The organism is Betaproteobacteria bacterium (assembly GCA_016720855.1).
Classification (GTDB): Bacteria; Pseudomonadota; Gammaproteobacteria; order Burkholderiales; family Usitatibacteraceae; genus FEB-7.
Window position 1 is genome coordinate 234801 of record JADKJU010000001.1, and the last position, 21401, is coordinate 256201.

Consider the following 21401-nt stretch of genomic DNA (forward strand, 5'->3'; position numbering starts at 1 on the left):
TGGCCGATCGAATCCCCCGGAACCGGCCCCGCGCCGGTTTTCGTGCTTTTCAGGTTGTCGAAATTCGAGTGATTCAAGGTTTGAAAACAAGGAGAATTTGATGCACGCATCCCCGCAATTCGTCCCCCGGCGCAGCCGTCTTCGCGCCGCGATGGCGGCCCTCGCGCTGTTCGCCACCGGGGTGTTGTTCTCCTCGGCGCCGGTGACCGCGCTGGGCGCGCCCGCAGCCGGTACCGTGATCGGAAACCAGGCCACGGCGGAGTACCGCGATGCCGCGAACACGCTGCGCACGGCCACCTCCAACCTCGTCCAGACCACCGTGTCGCAGGTGAAGATCTTCACCCTGACCGCGAACGGTGCCCGCACGGCGGCCGCGGGCCAGCCGGTCTACTACCCGCACACCATCACGAACACCGGCAACGGCACGGACACGTACGCGCTGAATGCGCCCACGACCGGTGGCGCCTTCACGCACACCGGCCCCGGACCCGGCCCCGTGTACTACCTCGACTCGGACGGCAACGGCGTGCCCGACAACTTCACGGCGATCACCACGTCGGGGCCCATCGCCGCCGCGGGGATCTTCCGCTTCGTGGTGGCCGGCACGGTGCCGGGAGGCACCGCCAATGGCCTGACCGGGACGATGACCGTCTCGGCCACGGACACGGCCGCAGTCCCCAATACGCTGAGCAACACGGACACCACCACCGTCGCGAACTCGGCCGTCAACGTGACGAAGTCCCTCTCCATCACGAGCGGCCCGTCGCCCAACGCCGGCCCGATCACGGTGACCCTGTCGTACACGAACTCGGGCAGCGCCGCGGCGACCAGCCTCCTGCTTCGCGACATCATCCCGGCGGGCATGACCTACGTCGCCAACAGCGGCCGGTGGAGCGTCACCGGCGCGGGCGTCGTGCTGACGGACCTCGATACCCTCGACCAAGGCGGGGTCGTCTACGACTTCAACGTGACGACCGGCACGGCCGTGACGGCGACGATCGCGAGCGTCCCCGCGGGATTCTCCGGCAATGTCACCTTCGCGGTGTCCATCCCCGGCGGTGTCCCCCCGGGATTCGTCAATAACACCGCGCAGTTCCAGACGACGACCCAGGCAATCACGAACACGAACACCGCGAGCTACCAGGTGGTCCGCGTCGCCGACGTCGTCGCCAACGGTTCGATCGCGGACAGCACGAACGGGACGGGAGAGCCGGTGACCATCGGCTCCGCCGCTGCGGGCTCGACGTTCTCCTTCACGAACGTGATCTGGAACAGGGGCAACGCCGCCGATACCTTCGTCATCGGGATGGCGGGGCAGCCCTCGTGGCCCGTGGGCTCGACCTTCACGCTGCTGCAGTCCGACGGCGTGACTTCGCTCATCGCCAACACGACCCCCTCGATCCCGGTGTATTCCGGCGGCTGCGCGGCCGGCTTCGAGACCGATGCCGCCAACCAGCGCTGCGGCTACCGCGTGATCCTGCGCGTGCAATTGCCGGTGAGCGCCACGGGCGGCCCGTACTCGATCACCAAGACGGCAACCTCGAGCTTCGACAACACGAAGTCCGACACGGTGATCGATACCCTCACCCTGGTGGCCGCCAACAGCGTCGACCTGACCAACAACTCGGCCGGCGGCGCGGCTCCGGGCGCGGGCTCCACCGGCACGACGGTGATCACCACCAACATCGTCACGCCGTCCACCACCGGCCCCACGGTCACGCGCTTCCGGGTCTTCGTGAACAACACCGGGGCCATCAACGACTCGTTCAACCTCGCCATGGGGCCGCTTACGCCCGTGCCGGCGGGCTGGTCGGTCGTGTTCCGGGCCGACGGGGGCGTGGGCGATTGCAGCACGGTGGGCGCCAGCCTTACCAACACCGGCACGATCAACGCGGGCGCCGCCCGCCTGATCTGCGCGGAGACGACGGTGCCGATCACGACCTCGAACCAGGCGGCGCCCGGCAACTACGACCTCGACTTCATGGGGACCTCCGCGCTCAACGTCGCGGTGACGGATGTGAAGCGCGATCGCGTCACGGTGAATGCGGTTGCCAACGTCACCCTCACGCCCAACAACACGCAGCAGACCTTCCCGGGTGGATCGGTGAACTACACGCACGTGCTGACGAACATCGGCAACGCCGCGGACAGTGTCACCTTCCTGGCCGGTTTCCTCGCGGATTCGCGCTCGGCGCAGGGCTGGACGTCGGTGGCCTACCTCGACGGGAACTCGAACGGGATCTTCGACCCGGGCATCGACGACGTGCCGGCCAACCAGATCACGACGGCAACCACGATACCGCTGGCCGTGAATGCCTCGCGAACCGTCTTCGTGCGCGTCTTCGCTCCCGGCAGCGCCGTGGGCGCGGATCCCGCCAACGTGACCACGCTCACGGCCCGCTACAACGCGGGTGCGGCGTCGGTCGCGGCGACGGACTCCACGTCCGTCTCGGACGGCCTGGTCCTCCTCAAGGAGCAACGGACCATCAATTGCGACGGCACGCTGCCCGGCACCTACACCACGGCGGCGATCCCGCCCGGCCCGGGAACTGCGCCCAACATGTGCCTGCAGTACCGCATCACGGGCACGAACACGACGGCGGCCAATATCACGAACGTTGTGATCAGCGACATCATCCCGGCCAACACGAAGCAGGAGAACCTCTGCGGCGCGCCGGCGACCTCGCTGGGAACGATCGCCTCGCCGGGAACCGGAGCCTCGGGAACGATCGTCGCCACCTTCAGCCCCGGCACACTCACGCCGGCGCAGTCGATGATCGTGACCTTCTGCGTGCGGATCGATCCGTGATGCAAACAGTGTCACTCCACCCGGCCTTTCCAGTCTTCCCGATGGCGACCGGGTGATTTGCCAGGGGTGCGGGATACCGCACCCCCCTTTTCGATGCCTCTTCGCCAAGCGCGAGGGGGCACCGAAAAGTCCCTACCGACCCGAACCCGAGACCGAAGTCGAGACCGTGCCCGCCCAGAGCCTAGTGACCACCGTCCGCCGCCTCGCGCACCTCGCGCGCGGATTTGGCGTGGCCGCGGCCGTGCTGGCGTGGACCGCGATCGCGGCGCCGCCCGCGGGCACGCTCATCTCGAACCAGGCCACTTCCACCTCCGTGCTCGGCGGCGTGACGAGGGTAGCCACGTCCAACTTCGTGCAGGCCACCACGTTCGCGGCGCCGGGAGCCGCCACGGCCACACTCGTCGAGGGCCGGAGCATCACGGTGGAGCCGGGAGGCACGGCGTTCTTCCCGCACGTGCTGACCAACCTTGCCGTGGGCGCGGACACCTTCGCGCTGTCGGTGGTGAACCTTCCCGGGCTCTTCGACCTGTCCTCGATCACGATCCTTCCGGATGCCAATGGCGACGGCGTGCCGGATTCGACGGTTCCGCTGCCCTCGACGGTGACGGTCGCGGCCGGAGGCGTGTTCCGCTTCGTCGTGCGCGCCGTCACGCCAGCGGGCGCACCGGTCTTTACCTACGACAGCCTCCAGGTGAACGCCATCAGCATCACGCTGGGCGGCCCGTCGCTCGCGAACGTGGACAACGTGATCGTCCAGTCCTCCAGGGGCCCCGCACCCGACCTGGTTACCGTCCTCAAGTCCTTCTCGGTGGCGCAGGGGCCGTCGCCCCTGGAGTCGATGGGGGTCACCTTGCGCTTCGGCACCACCCATACCCCCGCCGCGACCTGCGCATCCTCGACGCGATTCCGGCGGGATTCACCTACGTGCCGGGTAGCGCGCGCTGGAGCGTTTCGGGCAGCGTTCCCCTCACCGATGCGGCGGGTGGCGATCCGCCGGGCATCGCGTTCGACTTCGGCGTGACGCAGCCGGGGGCATTCAACGCGGTCATCGCCTCGCTCGGCGCGGAGGAGGAGCAGACCCTCACGTTCCGCCTGAACGTCGCGCCCGGCCGGACGGCGGGCGAAGTCCTCTCCAACGTCGCGAAGGCGAGCTGGAAGGATCCCTCGGGCAACGACTCGGGGTGGCACGACAGCTCGCAGGCCGACTACCTCGTGACGGGCACCATCGACCTCACGCTGGCGGGCGACCGGATCGCGGTGGCCCAGCCCGGCACGACGGTCGCATTCAACAACCTGCTCACGAACCTCGGTTCGGAGGCCGAGACATTCAACATCGTCATCGGCACGGGCACATTCCCGGCCGGCACGCCGATGCGCCTCTACGGTCCGGACGGGACCACGCCGCTTGCGGACACCAATGGCGACGGCTTGCCCGATGTTGGCGTCGTCGCTCCCGGCCAGAGCGTGCGGATCGTGCTGAAGGCGGACCTGCCTGCCACGCTCGTGCCGGGCGAGTACACCGTCCAGAAGGTCGCGCAGTCCGCGCGCGCGCCGTCTCGCCGCGCGACCGCGAACGACGTCGTGGCCTCGGTGGGAACGCGCTGCCGCATCGAACTCACGCCGGACAACGAGTCGCAGAGCGCCTACGGGCGTCACGTGACCTACGCCCACTATCTGGAGAACCGGGGCAACTGCGAGGAGCCGGTGCGCGTGATCCTCGGCTTCATCGCCGACAGCCAGCCCGGATGGGTGTCGGCGGCCTACATCGACAATCCGCTGGCCGGCGGCGCTTCCGTGCCGGGCATGATCGACCGCACCGATACGCCGATCGTGGAGGGATGGACGGCGACCCTCCCCCCGGGCAAGGGGCTGCGGATCCTTGTGGACGTGCTCGCCCCCCCGCAGCCATCCTCGGCGAAGGTGCAGGTGGCCAAGGCAGTGGTCCAGACCAACACCACGACGCTCACGATTGACAGCGCCACCGGCGGGTCGCTGCGTGTAGTCGACAAGACCACGATCGACGACCAGGACGCGACAATCCAGCCGCAGGACGTCCTGCGCAATTTCACCGACGGCAGCTACCAGGTCGCCACGGCCTGGGCGGTACTCGGCGGCACCGCGTGGTTGCGCGCGGACGCGGCATCCTGCAATGCGAACCCCGCCGTCGCGGAGTCGCGCACGATCGTGATCACCGGGATCAACGGGGAGCGCGAAGAGGTCCTCGCGACCGAGACCGGGCCCGACACCGGCGTCTTCGTCGCACCGTCCATGCCGGTTCGGGCGCCGCCCGTGGTCGCCGGCGACCGCATCCTGCAGGGGCGCGCCTTCGACGTCCTCGATGCCGAGATCCTCGGCTGCGGCAAGCTCATCACGACGGCGATCACGCTCACGGATCCGGTCGGCATCGTCTTCGACAGCACGAGCAACGAGCCGGTGTCGGGCGCGGTCGTGACCCTCGTGCCGGCCACGGGTGGCCGCTGCTCGGCCGCCCCGGTGTCCCTCGACGGCAATCCCGCGACCACCGGTTCCGACGGCCGGTATTCGTTCGCCGCTGCGCCCGCCGGCGAGTACTGCGTGCTCGTCCAGGCGCCCAACGGCTACGCGTCGCCATCCTCGGTTCCCTACGGGCAACTGGTCCCGGGGCGCAATATCGTGGTGACCGGGCCCACGTCCGGCGGCTCCTACGGGCAGCCCTTCCGCTCCGGCGGCAACGGGATCGTCGTGGACATGCCGGTGGATCCGATCGCGCAGTCGGGCCTTTTCGTGGAGAAGGCCGCCTCGCGGGCAATCGTCGACCTGGGCGGCTTCGTCGACTACGTCGTGCGCGTGCGCAACGGGACGGGCAACGCGCTCAATCGCGCAAGCGTGCAGCTGGTCGACGACCTGCCGGCCGGCTTTGCCTACGTGAGCGGCAGCGCGCGGGTCGCCACCGGCACGCTGGTCGAGCCCGCCAACGGCGGGCCGCGGCTGGTCTTCGGGCTGGGCGGGATGGCCACGGCGCAGCAGATCGCGGTGACGTACCGCGTTCGCGTCGGCCCCAACGCGATGCAGGGCGACGGCACGAACCGGGTCCAGGCAACCTACACCGCCAATGGAGCGACGACCACGTCGAACGTGGCCACGGCCAAGGTCGAGGTGATCGGCGGCGTGTTCAGCGACCGTGGCTTCATCCTCGGCAAGGTCTTCCTCGACTGCAACGCCAACGGCGTCCAGGACGCGGGCGAGGCGGGAGTGCCCGGCGTGCGCCTCGTGATCGAGGACGGGACCTACGTCGTGACGGACGGGCAGGGCCGCTACAGCTTCTACGGGATCACGAACCGCACCCACGTCCTGAAGGTCGACGCGACGACCCTGCCGGCCGGAGCGAGGCTCGTGCCCCTGAGCGCGCGCAACCTGGGCGACGGCGCGAGTCGCATCGTGGACCTCAAGGCGGGCGAGATGGACCGCGGCGATTTCGCCGTGGCCGGCTGCGAGGGGGGGATCGCCGACGAGATCAAGGCGCGCGCCAAGGCGCTGGATCGCGGCGACGACCCGCTGGCGGCCGTGGCCGGTTCACAGCTCGCGACCGAGGCGCGCGCCGTGCCGGACTTGAAGGCACTTCCGGCAAGCGGCATCGTCGGTGCGCCGGGAACCGCGGCTGGCGCGCCGGCCCTGGATGCGCCTGCCGGCTCGTCCCGCGTGACGCCGTACGCCAACGTCCTCGAGGTGCCTTCCGCGACGTGGCCGAACCCGGCGCCGAAGCTCGCGATCGCCCCGGCAAAGCCGGTCCTGGAGCCCCTCGAGAACCTGATGCCCGGCCTCGACAAGGAGCTGGGTTTCATCGGAATCAAGGACGGCGACACGCTGCCGTTCGCGCAGGCGACGATCCGGGTCAAGGGGACGGCCGGCGCCGCGATGAAGCTCACGGTCAACGGTGCGGAAGTATCCGAGTCCCGGATCGGCAAGCGGTCCACGCTCGACGAGAAGCAACTGCAGGCCTGGGAGTACCTCGGTATCGAGCTCAAGCCCGGCGCGAACGAGCTCTCCCTCGCGCAGGTCGACGGGTTCGGAAATCCCCGCGGCACGGTGTCGATCCGCGTCATGGCGCCGGGCAAGGTGGCCAGGCTCGTCATCGAGGTGCCGAAGGAAGGCGCGGTCGCCGACGGCAGGACACCCGCGCGTGTCGTGGTGAAGGTGCTCGACGAGAACGGCCTGCCGGTCACGTCGCGCACGCCGCTTACCCTCGTGTCGAGCATCGGCGCCTGGAAGGTGGACGACGCCGATCCGGCGATGCCCGGCGTGCAGACTTTCGTCGACGGCGGGCGCGCCGAATTCCCGCTCGCCCCGCCCCTGGAGCCCGCCGCCACCTTGATCGTCGCGACGACCGGCAACCTGCGGGCCGAGGGCAGGCTCGACTTCCTCCCCGAGCTGCGCTCGCTCATCGCCACCGGCGTGGTCGAAGGCGTGGTGAACATGCGCAACATCAACACGCGGGCCCTCGTGCCGACGAGGGCCGCGGACGGCTTCGAGCAGGAGTTGCTCCATTTCTCCCGCGAATCGAGCGACGGCAAGAATTCCGCCGGTGCGCGCGCCGCCTTCTTCCTCAAGGGCAAGATCAAGGGCGATTTCCTCCTGACCGCGGCCTACGACTCGGACAAGGACACCCGCGACCGCCTGTTCCGGGACATCCAGCCCGACGAGTTCTACCCGGTGTACGGCGACTCTGCCGTGCGCGGTTACGACGCCCAGTCGACGAGCCGGCTCTACGTGCGCGTCGACAAGGACCGCTCCTACCTGCTGTGGGGCGACTTCACCACCCAGGCATCGGGCGACCTGCGGCGCCTGTCCAACTACAGCCGCTCGCTCACCGGCGTCCGGGGGCACTACGAGAACGAACGCGTGAGCGCCAATGCGTTCGCCACGCGGGACACGACGCGCCAGGTGATCGACGAGCTGCGCGCCAACGGCACCTCGGGGCCGTACCTGCTCTCCACCCCCGGCGTCCTCGCGAACAGCGAGAAGGTCGAGATCGTCACCCGCGACCGCAACCAGTCGTCGATCGTGATCTCGAGCGTTCCCCAGTCGCGCTTCACCGACTACGAGATCGAGCCGCTCTTCGGGCGCATCCTGTTCCGCGCCCCGGTGTCGAGCGTGGACCGTGACCTGAACTTCGTCTTTGTCCGCGTGACCTACGAGGTGGACCAGGGCGGCGAGCAGTTCTGGGTCGGCGGCGTGGACGCGCAGGTGAAGCTCACCGAACGCATCGAGGTCGGGGGCACCTACGTGAAGGACGAGAACCCGCTGCAGCCGTTCACCCTCGCGGGCGCCAACGCCGTCGTGAAGCTGGGCGAGAGCACCTACGTCATCGGTGAGGTCGCGCGCACGGAGAACGGGACGCAGGGTGCCACGGGTGACGCGGCGCGGCTCGAGGTGAAGCACGAGTCGAAGGACCTCAAGGCGCAGGCTTTCGTCGCGCGCAGCGATCCCGAGTTCAACAACCCGGGCGCCTGGCTCGCCAACGGCCGCGCGGAGGCGGGCGGCCGGGCGGAATACAAGGTCAGGGAAGGTACGTTCCTGCGGGCCGAGGCGCTTCGCACCGAGGACGTGTCGAGCGGCTCGGTTCGCGACGGGGCACTCGTCGCCGTCACGCAGGAGATCGCAAAGGCGACGACGATCGAGCTGGGCATGCGCTACGCGGCGGAGAAGGGCGTGACCTCCCCCATCCCGCCGGTGGAAGGGTTGCCGCCGCCCGAGCCGCTGCCCACCGAGGTGACCACGGTGCGCGCCCGCCTCACGGGCCCGTTGCCCTACGTCGACGGCGCGAGCGTCTACGGCGAGGCCGAGATGGACGTGCGCGATTCCGAACGCCGCATACTCGCGGTGGGCGGCGAGTACATTCTGCCGAATCGCGGCCGCGTCTATGCCCGCCACGAGTTCGTCTCCTCGATCACGGGCCCCTACGGATTGAACGCGACGGAACGCCAGAACACGACGGCCGTCGGCGTCGACTTCGACTACATGAAGGACGGGCGTCTCTTCAGCGAGTACCGCATCCGGGACGCGATGTCAGGCGGCGACGCCGAGGCGGCCATCGGCCTGAAGAACCTGTGGACGCTTGCCCCGGGCCTGCGGCTCGGCACCTCCATCGAGCGCGTCCATGCACTCGCGGGCACGGGCCAGAACGAGAACACCGCCGGCGCCGTGGCCCTCGAGTACACGGCCAACCCGCTCTGGAAGGGAACGACGAGGCTCGAGCTGCGCGACGCGTCGACATCGGAATCGCTCCTTTTCACCGTGGGCCTGGCTTCCAGGATCGGCCGTGACTGGACGGCGCTTGCGAGGAACGCCTACTCGCTGCAGCGCGCCAAGGATAGCGGGAGCGAAAAGGTCGTCGAGCGGATGCAGGCCGGCCTGGCTTGGCGCGACACCGAGACCAACAAGTGGAACGCGCTGGGCCGCGTCGAGTACCGCCTCGAGCAGGACGACACGCAGGTGGGCCTGCAGCTCAAGAGCTCGACCACGCTCGTGTCGCTGCACGCCGATTGGCAGCCGCGCCGGCCCTTCCTCGTGACCGGCCGCTACGCGGCCAAGTGGACGACGGACAATTCCAACGGACTTGCGAGCAAGTACCGGGCACAGGTCGTCGGCGGCCGCGCGACCTGGGAGTTCGCGCCGCGCTGGGACATCGGCCTCGTCACCAGCCTGCTGGTTGGCGAATCCTTCGACTCCCGGCAGTATGGCGTCGGCCTCGAACTCGGTTACCTGGTTTCCACCAACCTCTGGGTGTCCGCCGGATACAACGTGTTCGGGTACCGGGACGCCGACCTCTCGGGGGCCGACTACACCGCCAAAGGACCGTACGTGCGCCTGCGTTACAAGTTCGACGAATCATTTCTCGAGTCCGCGGGCGCAGCACCGGTCGTGAACAAGGTAGCGGAGGCCGTGCGATGAGCCTGCGCCGCCTGCTCCTGTCGGCGATGGCCCTCGCGACCTGTCTCGCGGCCGCACCGGCGGCGCAGGCGCAGGTCTGCGCAGCGCCGGGCTCGGGCGGCAACGTGAGCGTCACGGGGATCGTCAATACGTACTACCCGTCGGCGGGGAGCGCCTTCGCCGGCTCGACCTCCATTTCGGTCGGTGCGGCGGACGGCCGCGGCGCCGCCACACCCATCGCAGCGGGCGACCTGCTGCTCGTGGTCCAGATGCAGGATGCCGCGATCAGCTCGACGAACAGCGCCGCCTACGGCGGCAGCGGCGGCGGCCAGGGCTACACCACGCTCAACAACGCGGGCCTCTACGAGTACGTGACCGCCACCGGACCGGTGAGCGGTGGCCTTGTTCCACTGGCCGCACCGCTCGCGTACACCTACTCGCACGCTGCGGCCAATGCGGCCCAGGGCCAGCGTCGCTTCCAGGTGATCCGCGTCCCGCAGTACTCGAGCGCCACCCTTACCGGAACCGTGACGGCACCGACCTGGGACGGCGCCACCGGCGGCGTCGTGGCCTTCGACGTCGCAGGGACGCTCAATTGGGGCGGCCAGATCGTGGACGTGAGCGGCCGCGGGTTCCGCGGCGGGGGCGGCCAGTGCTCAGGCAGCAACGGCACCGGCGATACCGTGCTCAACACGGACTACCGTACGCGGGTCGGGACCGGCACGATCAACCTGGCCGGCATCGGCACCGTCCCGAACGGCCCGAAGGGCGAAGGGGTGGCGGGCACGCCGATCCTCGTCTTCACGCCCACCACGCCGAACGACAACACGGCTGGCACCATCACCAACACGGGTGGCGTCGACGGCGCCTCCGGCGGCTACCCCAGCGGCAGCTTCGGTCGCGGCGCGCCCGGCAACGCAGGTGGTGGCGGCACCGACGGCAACCCGACGGCGAACGACCAGAACACGGGCGGCGCGGGCGGCGGCAACTACGGCATCGGCGGGAAGGGCGGTTTCGGCTGGACCCCGGGCACGCCGCCCGGCTACGATGCCGGCGGCTTCGGCGGCATGTCGATGCCGGTGGCGCCTTCGCGACTTTTCTTCGGCGGCGGCGGCGGCGCGGCCGCCACCAACAACTGCACCGGAACGCCCGCCAACGGGCGGGCCTCCTCGGGTGCGGCTGGCGGAGGCATGGTTCTCATCCGGGCGACCGCGTCCAGCGGCGCGGGCACGGTCAGCGCGCGCGGCACCAACGCCAACAATTCCGTGCTCAACGACGCGTCGGGCGGCGGTGGTGCGGGCGGCAGTGTCCTGCTCTTCATCGACAATGGCGGTGCCGCCACGGGCGCGACGGTCAACATCCAGGGTGGCAACGGTGGCAGCAACACGGGCGGCGGCTCGCCGCACGGGCCGGGCGGCGGCGGTAGCGGCGGCTACGCGGCCGTATCGGGGTCGGCCACTGTCAATCTGGCCGGGGGCGTGGGCGGCACGACAGCCACGAGCGCCACGTCGACAGCGGACTACGGCTCCACGTCGTCCGTCGGGGGATTCAACATCGTGAACCTGGGACCGGGACAGATCCCGGGGTCCGGCGTCTCGACGGCGTGCTTCCCGGTGCTGACGGTCACCAAGGCCACTTCGACGCCGTACGTCTCGGCAGGCGCGCCTGCGACCTGGACGATCACGGTGGCGAACCAGGCGGGGAAGGGGGCGGCGGAATCGGTCGCAATAGCGGATGCGCTACCCGCGAACCCGAACATCACCTATGCCGCAACCAGCGCCGTCGCGCTCGCCGGCGGTGCGACCCGGCCAGTGACCACGAACCCGGGCGCAGGTACACCCACGCCCTCCTGGAGCAGCTTCCGCATCCCGGGCGGCGGCAGCGTTTCCCTCACGTTCACCGCCAATGTGCTGCCGGCCGTGGTCTCGGGCGTCTACCAGAACCCGGCCGCGGTCACGTACCTGGATCCCACGCGCACCGCCGCGCAGACCGTCACGCCGGGCGGCACGTACACGGCAGGCGGCACGGTCCCGGGGAGCAACTACGCGTCGGCGTCGACGACGAACGAGGACATCACCGTTGTCAACCCGCCGCCCGGCTTCACGAAGTCGTACAGTCCCGCAGCGGTGGCGCCGGGAGCGGCCACGGTGATGACGGTGGTCGTGAGCAATGCCAGTGCCGTCGCGCTCACCAACGCCGGGTTCGTCGACAACTACCCGCCGGGTCTCGTGAACACCGCGGCGCCGGGCGCCACGTCGAGCTGCGGCGGGACCGTGACGGCGGCCGCGGGCGGCGGGTCTCTTTCGCTTGCGGGCGCCACCATCCCGGCCAGCGGGTCGTGCACGCTCACGGTCAACGTCACCACGACCGCCAACGGCAGCTACGCCAACACGATTCCCGTGGCGGCGCTCACCAACACGCAGGGCATCACCAATACCGCGGCCGGGACGGGAACGCTCTACTCCACCGTGACAGTGGCCAAGTCCTTCAGCCCGACGGCGGTCGCGCCCGGCGCCGATGCGACGCTTTACATCGCGATTGCCAACCCGAATTCGGTGGCGGTGTCGCTCGCCAATCCCGGGCTCACGGACGGCTTCCCGCCGAACCTGCGCGCCACGGGCGGTGCGATCACGGTGACGGGGGCCGGGTGCGTCGCTTTTGCGCCGGCGGCGCTCGTAGCCAACGTCACGAGCCTCACCGTCACCGCAGGGACCGTGCCGGCCGGGGGGACCTGCACGCTCTCCTTTGCGGTGAACAGTGCGATCACCGGCATCTACAACAACACGACCTCCGGCGTCACGACGACGGCCGGCACGACCGGACCGCCCTCGAACACCGCGAGCCTCGGCGTTGGCCTCGTCAACATTGCGAAGAATTTCGGGCCGACGCAGATCCAGTCAGGCGGCACGACGACGCTCACCTACACACTCACCAACCCTACGGGCGTGGCGCAGACGGGCGGAGCCTTCGCCGACACGCTTATCAACATGCAGGTCTCGGGGGCCCAGGCGGTCGGCGGCAGCTGCACGGGCGTCACGCCCGCGGCGCTCGCCAACGGGCAGACGGTCCTCAACTTCACCGGCATCAACATCCCGGCAGGCAGTTGCACGATTACCGTGGTGCTGACGAGCAACGTCGTCGGCACGCACCCCAACGCCGCCAACGGGGTCACCACGACCCTGCTGCCGCAGGGCCCGGGCTCCAACACCGATTTCCTCACGGTCATCGGCAAGCCCTCGATAGCCAAGGCGTTCTCGCCGGCGGGCATGCCGGTGAACTCGACCAGCACCCTGACCTTCACGATCACCAACCCCAGCACGGTCGCCCTGACGGGCCTCAACTTCACCGACGCCTATCCGGTCGGGATCACGAACGCGTCGCCGCTCACCGTGGGAGGCACGTGCCCCGGCGTGGCGCATACCGCGATCGCCGGCGGCGCCACCTTCAACGTGACGGCCGGAACGATTCCGGCCTCCTCGAGCTGCACCATCACGGTCCTCGTGCTGGCGAGCGGGGCCGGGGTGTACTCCAACACGGCCTCCGGGGTGGCGAGCACGGAAAGCGGCACGGCCGGCGCGGTGTCGAACACGGCCACGCTCACCGTCGTGAATTCGCCGACGATCTCCAAGGCCTTCGGCACCAGCCCGATCTCGCAGGGCGGAACGAGCGTCATCACCTTCACGCTCACCAATCCGAACACGACGGCGCTTGCCAACCTGCGCTTCACCGACGCCCTCACGAACATGACGGCGTCCTCGGCCATCATCGGCGGCACCTGCACCGGAACCGCGAGCACGCCCGCCCTGGTGGTCGGCGCCACCTCGCTCGACCTCACCGTGCCGGCGCTGGCCGGGTCGGCGAGCTGCACGATCCAGGTGACGGTGACGAGCGCCATATCCGGAACCTGGGCGAACACGACGAGCGGCGTGAGGACGACGCAGACGCCCATCGCCGGGACGCCCTCGAACACCGCGAACCTCGTGGTGCTCTCGCCGCCCACCCTCTCGAAGAACTTCGTCAACGGCGCCATCGAGGCCGGGGGCACCGCCTCCATCGTCTTCACGCTCGTCAACCCGAATGCGTCGACGGCGCTCACCAACGTCCAGTTCAGCGACACGCTGGCGAACATGAGCCTCGCGGCGGGCACGGCGGCGAGCGACACGTGCGCAGGATCGAATGTCACGGCGACAGGGGTCGCGGCCGCCAGTACGTTCTTCACCCTCACGCTGCCCACCCTCAACGCGGGCGAGACCTGCACGATCACGGTCACGAACGTCACGTCCTCCATCGCGAGCCCGGCCGGGGGCCACCCGAATACGACGAGCACCGTGTCGAGCACGCAGACGGCGGTCAATCCCGGGGCTGCGGCCACCGGGCGCCTCGTGGTGTACCAGCCGCCCACGATCACGAAGACCTTCGCGCCGCAGACTGTGGTCCTCAACGCCACCTCGGTCATCACCTTCACGATCACGAACCCGAACACGGCGGCGCTGACCAACATCCGCTTCACCGACGACCTGCCGGCGAACCTCTCGAACAACGCGGCGCAGAACTTCATCGGGGGCCTGCGCGGCACGTGCGCCTCGGCCGTGCCCAGCGCCAAGGTGGTCGGCGTCATCGACCCCATCACGTTCAACGCGATCAACCTGGCCGCCGGCGCGAGCTGCACGGTCATGATGGACGTCTTCTCGGGGACGGCGGCCTTCTACACGAACACCGTCACGAACGTCCTCTCGGACCAGACGCCGACCGCGACGACGGGCGGATCCGACACGCTCACGGTCGGTGCCCTGATGAATCTTGCGAAGACGTTCTCGCCGGCGTCTATCGAGGTGGGCGGCACGAGCACGATGCGCTTTACCGTGACGAACACGGCGGCGGGCAACAACCAGGCGAACATCGACCTCTCCGACACGATGCCTGCGGGCATGCAGGCCGTGGGCGGCGCCGTCACGTTCGTGAACGTGTTGGGAACCTGCACGTTCAACGGCACGGTGCCGACGATCGTCGCAGGCGCGACCACGATCACGCTCACCAACTTCATCGTCGACATCGATAACGGCGACACCTGCGCCGTGGACATCGCGGTCACCGCCACGACCGTGGGCGACAAGGTGAACACGGTCACCGCGCCTGCGGCCGGCAACCCCGCCTCGATCGACAACGCCACCGACACGGCGACCCTCATCGTCTATGCGCGCCCGACGATCGCCAAAGCCTTCGCGCCGGCCAGCATCGCGGCCGGCGGCACCTCGACCCTCACCTTCACGCTCACCAACACGCATCCGACGCGGGCGCTCACGGGCGCCGCGTTCACGGACACGCTGACCGGAATGTCGGTCTTTGGCGCCCAGACCGTCGGCGGAACCTGTGCCGGCATCACGCCGGCGGCATTGGCCAACGGCGTCACGAGCCTCAACTTCTCGGGCATGACGATCCCCGCCGCCGGAAGCTGCACGGTGAGCGTCGTGGTGACCGGCCCGACGCCGGGCACCTGGCCCAATGCGTCCTCCGGCGTGAACACGACCCAGACGCCGACGGCCGGCACGGCCTCGCCCACGGTGAACCTGGTCGTCATCGGCACCAGCCTCACCAAGGTCTTCGCGCCGGCCACCATTACCGCGGGCACGGTCTCCCGGCTCACGTTCACGATTGCCAATGGCGCCGGCAACCCGGCGCAGCCGAACCTGGCGTTCACGGAGACGCTTCCCGGCAACGTGGTCGTTGCCACGCCTCCCAACGCGGCGACCACCTGCACGGGCGGGTCCGTCACCGCACCGGCCGCCGGCGGCACGATCGCGCTTTCCGGCGGAAGCTTCGCGCTCGGGGACGCTAGCTGCATCGTGGGCGTCGATGTCACGGGTACGGTTGCGGGGACCTACAACAACCTGCCCGGCAACCTCTCCGGCCTCTCGACCGGCCTGTCGGCGGCCGGACTCACCGCCACGCTCATCGTCAACACCGCGCCCGCGCTTTCGAAGGCCTTCTCGCCGGCCTCGATCGCGCCGAACGGCACCTCGCTCCTCACCTTCACCATCGCGAACGGGGCGGGCAATCCCGCGCAATCCGGGCTGGCCTACACCGACACCTTCCCCGCGAATGTCGTGATCGGCGCTGCACCCGGTGTGCAGTCGAATTGCCCGGCGGGCGGCGCGTTCGCGGCGCCGGGGTTCGCGGTCACCGCGGTCGCCGGCACGGGCTCCATCGCGATCTCCGGCGCCTCGCTCAACGCGGGCGTGGCCTCCTGCCAGGTGCGCGTGAACGTCACCGCGACCGCGGTGGGCGCCTACAACAACAACGCCGCCAACATCTCGGGCCTCGCCGGCGGACTCACGGCGAGCGGTGTGAACGCGACGCTGTCCGCCGTGGGGACCTCGCTGGCCAAGTCGTTCAACCCGACGGTGATCGGGCAGGGCGGCGTCTCGACGATGACCTTCGTCGTCACCAACGGCACCGGCAACCCGGCCCAGTCCGGCCTCCAGTTCACGGAGAACCTGCCCGGGAACGTCTTCGTGGCGCCGGTCCCCAACCTGGTGAACACGTGCGGCGGCACGGTCACGGCCACGGCCGGCGCGGGAACGATTCCCTTCACGGGCGGCAGCCTCGGCGCGGGCGTGGCGAGCTGCTCGTTCTCGGTGGACGTGACCTCGGCCTTCGTGTCCACCTACAACAACCCGTCGTCGCGGATCCTCAATGCCACCGCGACCATGGACACGAGCGGCGTGAACGCCACCCTCGTGGTTCTCGGAAACGTGACGGTCGACAAGGCGTTCGCTCCCGCGACCATCCCGACGGGCGCCACGAGCGTGCTGACCATCACGCTCACGAACGCCAACAGCCAGGCGATCACCGGCGTGGCGTTCACGGACACCTACACGGGCGCCATCGTCAACACGGCCGCGCCGGCAGGGGCCACGACCTGCGGCGGCGCGGTGACGGCCGGCGCAGGGGGGAGCTTTCGTCAGCTTGTCCGGAGGTACCGTGCCGGCCAGCGGGTCTTGCACCGTGACGGTGAACGTGACGAGCGCAACGCCCGGGGCACAGGCGAACACGATTCCCATCGGCGCTGTCACCAGCACGAATGCCGGTGCGAACAATGCCGCCGCTAATGCGACGCTCACCGTCGTCGCGGCGCCCGTACTCGCAAAGAGCTTCGTCCCGGCGACCATCGGTCCGGGCGGCACGAGCGCGCTTCGGCTGGTCTTCACCAACCCCGCGGCCAACACGGCGGCCTTGACGGGCATTGCCGTCACGGATCCGCTGGGCACGTTCAACCTGAGTGTCGCCGGGCCTGCGACAGCGTCGTTCACGCCGGCGGCTTGCGGTACCGTCCAGTCGCGGGCGGCAGTCGGGGCGGGGGGCTTCGGCGCTCTCGCGGCGGGCCACCTGGAGATCCGCTTCGACGTGGCGAGCCTCGCCCCGGCTGCCACCTGCCAGATCGACCTCAACGTGACCTCCGTCACGCCGGGCGCGGCCAACAACACGACGGCGGCACCGGCAGCGACGGGACCGGTGGCGGTGACGGGCACGGCGGCGAGCGCGACGCTGACGGTGGTGCAGGCCTCGCTCACCAAGGCGTTCGGTCCGGCCACGATCAACCAGGGCGGAACTTCCACGCTCACCTTCACGCTCGCCAACGGCGCCGGCAACCCGGCGCAGTCCGGCATCAACTTCACGGACACGCTGCCGGCCAACGTGGTGATCGCCGCGACGCCGGCCGTGACGAGTTCGTGTCCGTCGGGCACGGGCGTGGTCACGGCGACTGCCGGGACCGGCGTCATCACGGTGGCCGGTGCCACGATGAATGCGGCGCAGGCCTCGTGCACGGTCACCGTGGACGTGACCAGCAACACGGCGGGGATCTACAACAACACGAACGCCGGCAACATCACGGCCACGCAGCGGGTGACGACGACTGGCGTGAACGCCACGTTGACGGTGCAGGCGCTGCCGACGCTCACGAAGGCGTTCAGCCCGACGACGGTGGGGGTGGGGCAGAGCTCGGTGCTCACTTTCACGATCACGAACCCGGCCGGTGCACCGGCCAGGACGGCGCTCACCTTCACGGACGCGCTGCCGGCCGGCGCGGTGATCGGTACGCCCAATGGCCTCGTGAACGGCTGCGGCGGCGCGCCCACCATCACGGCGACGGCGGGGACGGGGACGATCACCGTCGGCGGCACGGGCGTTAACGCCGCCATCGGCGCCTCCGTCTGCACGATCACGGTGAACGTGACGAGCAATACGGCCGGTGCGTACGTGAACGGCGCCGCCCAGGTGACGGCCATCGCCGGGATGTTGAACGGTGTCACGAACCAGACGCTGACGGTCACGCAGGCCTCCCTCACGAAGGCGTTCTCGCCGGCGACGATCAGCCAGGGCGGGACCTCCACGCTCACCTTCACGCTCGCGAACGGGGCGGGCAACCCGGCGCAGGCGGGGATCAACTTCACCGACACGCTGTCGGCCAACGTGGTGATTGCTGCGACGCCGGCCGTGACCTCGAGCTGCCCGAGTGGAGCGGGCGTGGTCACGGCGACTGCCGGGACCGGCGTCATCACGGTGACCGGTGCCACGATGAATGCGGCGCAGGCCTCTTGCACGGTCACCGTGGACGTGACCAGCAACACGGCGGGGATCTACAGCAACACCAACGCGGGGAACATCAGCGGGGCGGCCAACGTCACGACGACGGGGGTGAGCTCGACCCTCACGGTGCAGGCGCTGCCGACGCTCACGAAGGCGTTCAGTCCGACGACGGTGGGGGTGGGGCAGAACTCGGTGCTCACCTTCACGATCAGCAATCCGGCGGGCGCACCTGTCCGCACCGGTCTTACCTTCACGGACGCGCTGCCGGCCGGTGCGGTGATCGGCACGCCCAATGGCCTCGTGAACGGCTGCGGCGGCGCGCCCACGATCACGGCGACGGCGGGGACGGGGACGATCACCGTCGGCGGCACGGGCGTGAACGCCGCCATCGGCGCCTCCGTCTGCACGATCACGGTGAACGTGACGAGCAATACGGCCGGTGCGTACGTGAACGGCGCCGCCCAGGTGACCGCCATCGCCGGGATGCTCAATGGCGTCACGAACCAGACGCTCACCGTCACGCAGGCCTCCCTCACGAAGGCCTTTGGCGCGGCATCCATCAATGACGGATTGACGACTACCCTCGTCTTCACGCTGACGAACGGCGCCGGCAACCCGGCGCAGTCGGGGATCAACTTCACCGACACGCTGCCCACCGGACTCGCGGTCTCGTCGGCTACGCCGGCCTTGGCCTACTCCGCGGGCTGCTCGGGGCCGGCGACGGGTGCATACGTAGCGGGCACCCGCGTGCTGACCCTGGCTGGGCTCGCGATGAGCGGGGCAACCGCCATTTGCACGATCACGGTTTCGGGGCTCACCAACGCCACCTCCCAGGTGAACGCCAGTTGCCCGGCTGCGGCGTTCACGAACGGCGCGAGCGCCATGGGCGCGCTGGCCAACGTGACCAATGGGGTCACCGACCAATGCCTCGTGGTCAACCGCGTCTCGCCTGCGCTGACGAAGGCCTTCGCTCCGGCGACGATCAATCAGGGCGGGACCTCGACGCTCACCTTCACGCTCGCCAACTCCGGCACGAATCCCGCGCAGTCGGGGATCAACTTCACCGACACGCTGCCGGCCAACGTGGTGATCGCCGGCACGCCGAACGTCACGACCAGCTGCCCGAGCGGGACGGGCGTGGTCACGGCGACTGCCGGGACCGGCGTCATCACGGTGACCGGTGCCACGATGAATGCGGCGCAGGCCTCGTGCACGGTGACGGTGGACGTGACCAGCAACACGGCGGGGATCTACAGCAACACCAACGCGGGGAACATCAGCGGGGCGGCCAACGTCACGACGACGGGGGTGAGCTCGACCCTCACGGTGCAGGCGCTGCCGACGCTCACGAAGGCGTTCAGCCCGACGACGGTGGGGTGGGGCAGAACTCGGTCCTCACCTTCACGATCACGAACCCGGTCGGGCGCACCGGCCAGGACGGCGCTCACCTTCACCGACGCGCTGCCGGCCGGCGCGGTGATCGGCACGCCCAATGGCCTCGTGAACGGCTGCGGCGGCGCGCCCACCATCACGGCGACGGCGGGGACGGGGACGATCACCATTGGCGGCACCGGGGTGAACGCCGCCATCGGCGCCTCCGCCTGCACGATCACGGTGAACGTCACTTCCGCGACGGCCGGCGCCTATGTGAACGGCGCCGCCCAGGTGACCGCCATCGCCGGGATGTTGAACGGTGTCACGAACCAGACGCTCACCGTCACGCAGGCCTCCCTCACGAAGGCGTTCTCGCCGGCGACGATCAACCAGGGCGGGACCTCGACCCTCACCTTCACGATCACGAACGGGGCGGGCAACCCGGCGCAGTCGGGGATCACCTTTACCGATACGCTGCCGGCCAACGTGGTGATCGCCGCGACGCCGGCAGTGACGAGTTCGTGCCCGTCGGGCACGGGCGTGGTCACGGCGACTGCCGGGACCGGCGTCATCACGGTGGCCGGTGCCACGATGAATGCGGCGCAGGCCTCGTGCACGGTGACGGTGGACGTGACCAGCAACACGGCGGGGATCTACAGCAACACCAACGCGGGGAACATCAGCGGGGCGGCCAACGTCACGACGACGGGGGTGAGCTCGACGCTCACGGTGCAGGCGCTGCCGACGCTCACGAAGGCGTTCAGCCCGACGACGGTGGGGGTGGGGCAGAACTCGGTCCTGACCTTCACGATCAGCAATCCGGCCGGCGCACCGGCCAGGACGGCGCTCACCTTCACCGACGCGCTACCGGCCGGTGCGGTGATCGGCACGCCCAATGGCCTCGTGAACGGCTGCGGCGGCACGCCCACCATCACGGCGACGGCGGGCACCGGCACGATCACCATTGGCGGCACCGGCGTGAACGCCGCCATCGGCGCCTCCGTCTGCACGATCACGGTGAACGTGACGAGCAATACGGCCGGTGCGTACGTGAACGGCGCCGCCCAGGTGACCGCCATCGCCGGGATGCTCAATGGCGTCACGAACCAGACGCTCACCGTCACGCAGGCCTCCCTCACGAAGGCCTTCGCGCCGGCGACGATCAACCAGGGCGGGACCTCGACGCTGACCTTCACGCTCGCCAACGGCGCTGGCAACCCGGCGCAGGCGGGGATCAACTTCACCGACACGCTGTCGGCCAACGTGGTGATCGCCGCGACGCCGGCGGTGACGAGTTCGTGCCCGTCGGGCACGGGCGTGGTCACGGCGACTGCCGGGACCGGCGTCATCACGGTGACCGGTGCCACGATGAATGCGGCGCAGGCCTCGTGCACGGTCACCGTGGACGTGACCAGCAACACGGCGGGGATCTACAACAACACCAACGTGGGGAACATCAGCGGGGCGGCCAACGTCACGACGACGGGGGTGAGCTCGACCCTCACGGTGCAGGCGCTGCCGACGCTCACGAAGGCGTTCAGCGCGGTGAACCTGGGTCTGGGGCAGGCGACGACGCTCACGTTCACGGTGACCAACACGGCGGGCGGGGCGGTCAACCGCACGGGACTCTCGTTCACGGACACGCTGCCGGCCGGCCTCACGATCGCCAACCCGCCGGTGCCGGCGACCAACGGGCAGTGCGGCACGCCGGCGTTCACGG

The 21401-nt window shown here is 69.6% G+C and carries 4 protein-coding genes and 3 pseudogenes; all 7 read left to right on the forward strand.

Going from position 1 to position 21401, the window contains the following annotated elements:
- Positions 1 to 100: 100 nt before the first annotated feature.
- The 7 genes and pseudogenes from IPP91_01035 (at position 101) to IPP91_01065 (ending at position 21346) form a co-directional block, all read left to right on the forward strand.
- Positions 101 to 2809, forward strand: coding sequence for a DUF11 domain-containing protein (locus IPP91_01035; GenBank protein ID MBL0140671.1), 2709 nt, complete (start codon positions 101 to 103; stop codon positions 2807 to 2809).
- A gap of 166 nt (positions 2810 to 2975) precedes the next feature.
- Complete coding sequence (locus IPP91_01040; GenBank protein MBL0140672.1) at positions 2976 to 3830, forward strand: hypothetical protein; 855 nt, start codon at positions 2976 to 2978, stop codon at positions 3828 to 3830.
- Positions 3734 to 9739 (forward strand): DUF11 domain-containing protein, encoded by a 6006-nt coding sequence (locus IPP91_01045; GenBank protein ID MBL0140673.1) that lies wholly within the window; start codon positions 3734 to 3736, stop codon positions 9737 to 9739. Before IPP91_01040 ends, IPP91_01045 begins: the two co-directional genes overlap by 97 nt.
- Entirely contained in the window at positions 9736 to 16827 is a 7092-nt protein-coding gene (locus tag IPP91_01050; protein ID MBL0140674.1) for a DUF11 domain-containing protein, read from the forward strand. Before IPP91_01045 ends, IPP91_01050 begins: the two co-directional genes overlap by 4 nt.
- A gap of 691 nt (positions 16828 to 17518) precedes the next feature.
- Positions 17519 to 19396, forward strand: a pseudogene (locus tag IPP91_01055) (hypothetical protein).
- Between the two features lie 99 nt (positions 19397 to 19495).
- A pseudogene (locus IPP91_01060) lies at positions 19496 to 20173 on the forward strand (hypothetical protein).
- A 99-nt stretch (positions 20174 to 20272) separates the two neighbouring features.
- Positions 20273 to 21346 (forward strand): annotated as a pseudogene (locus IPP91_01065) (hypothetical protein).
- Positions 21347 to 21401 lie beyond the last annotated feature (55 nt).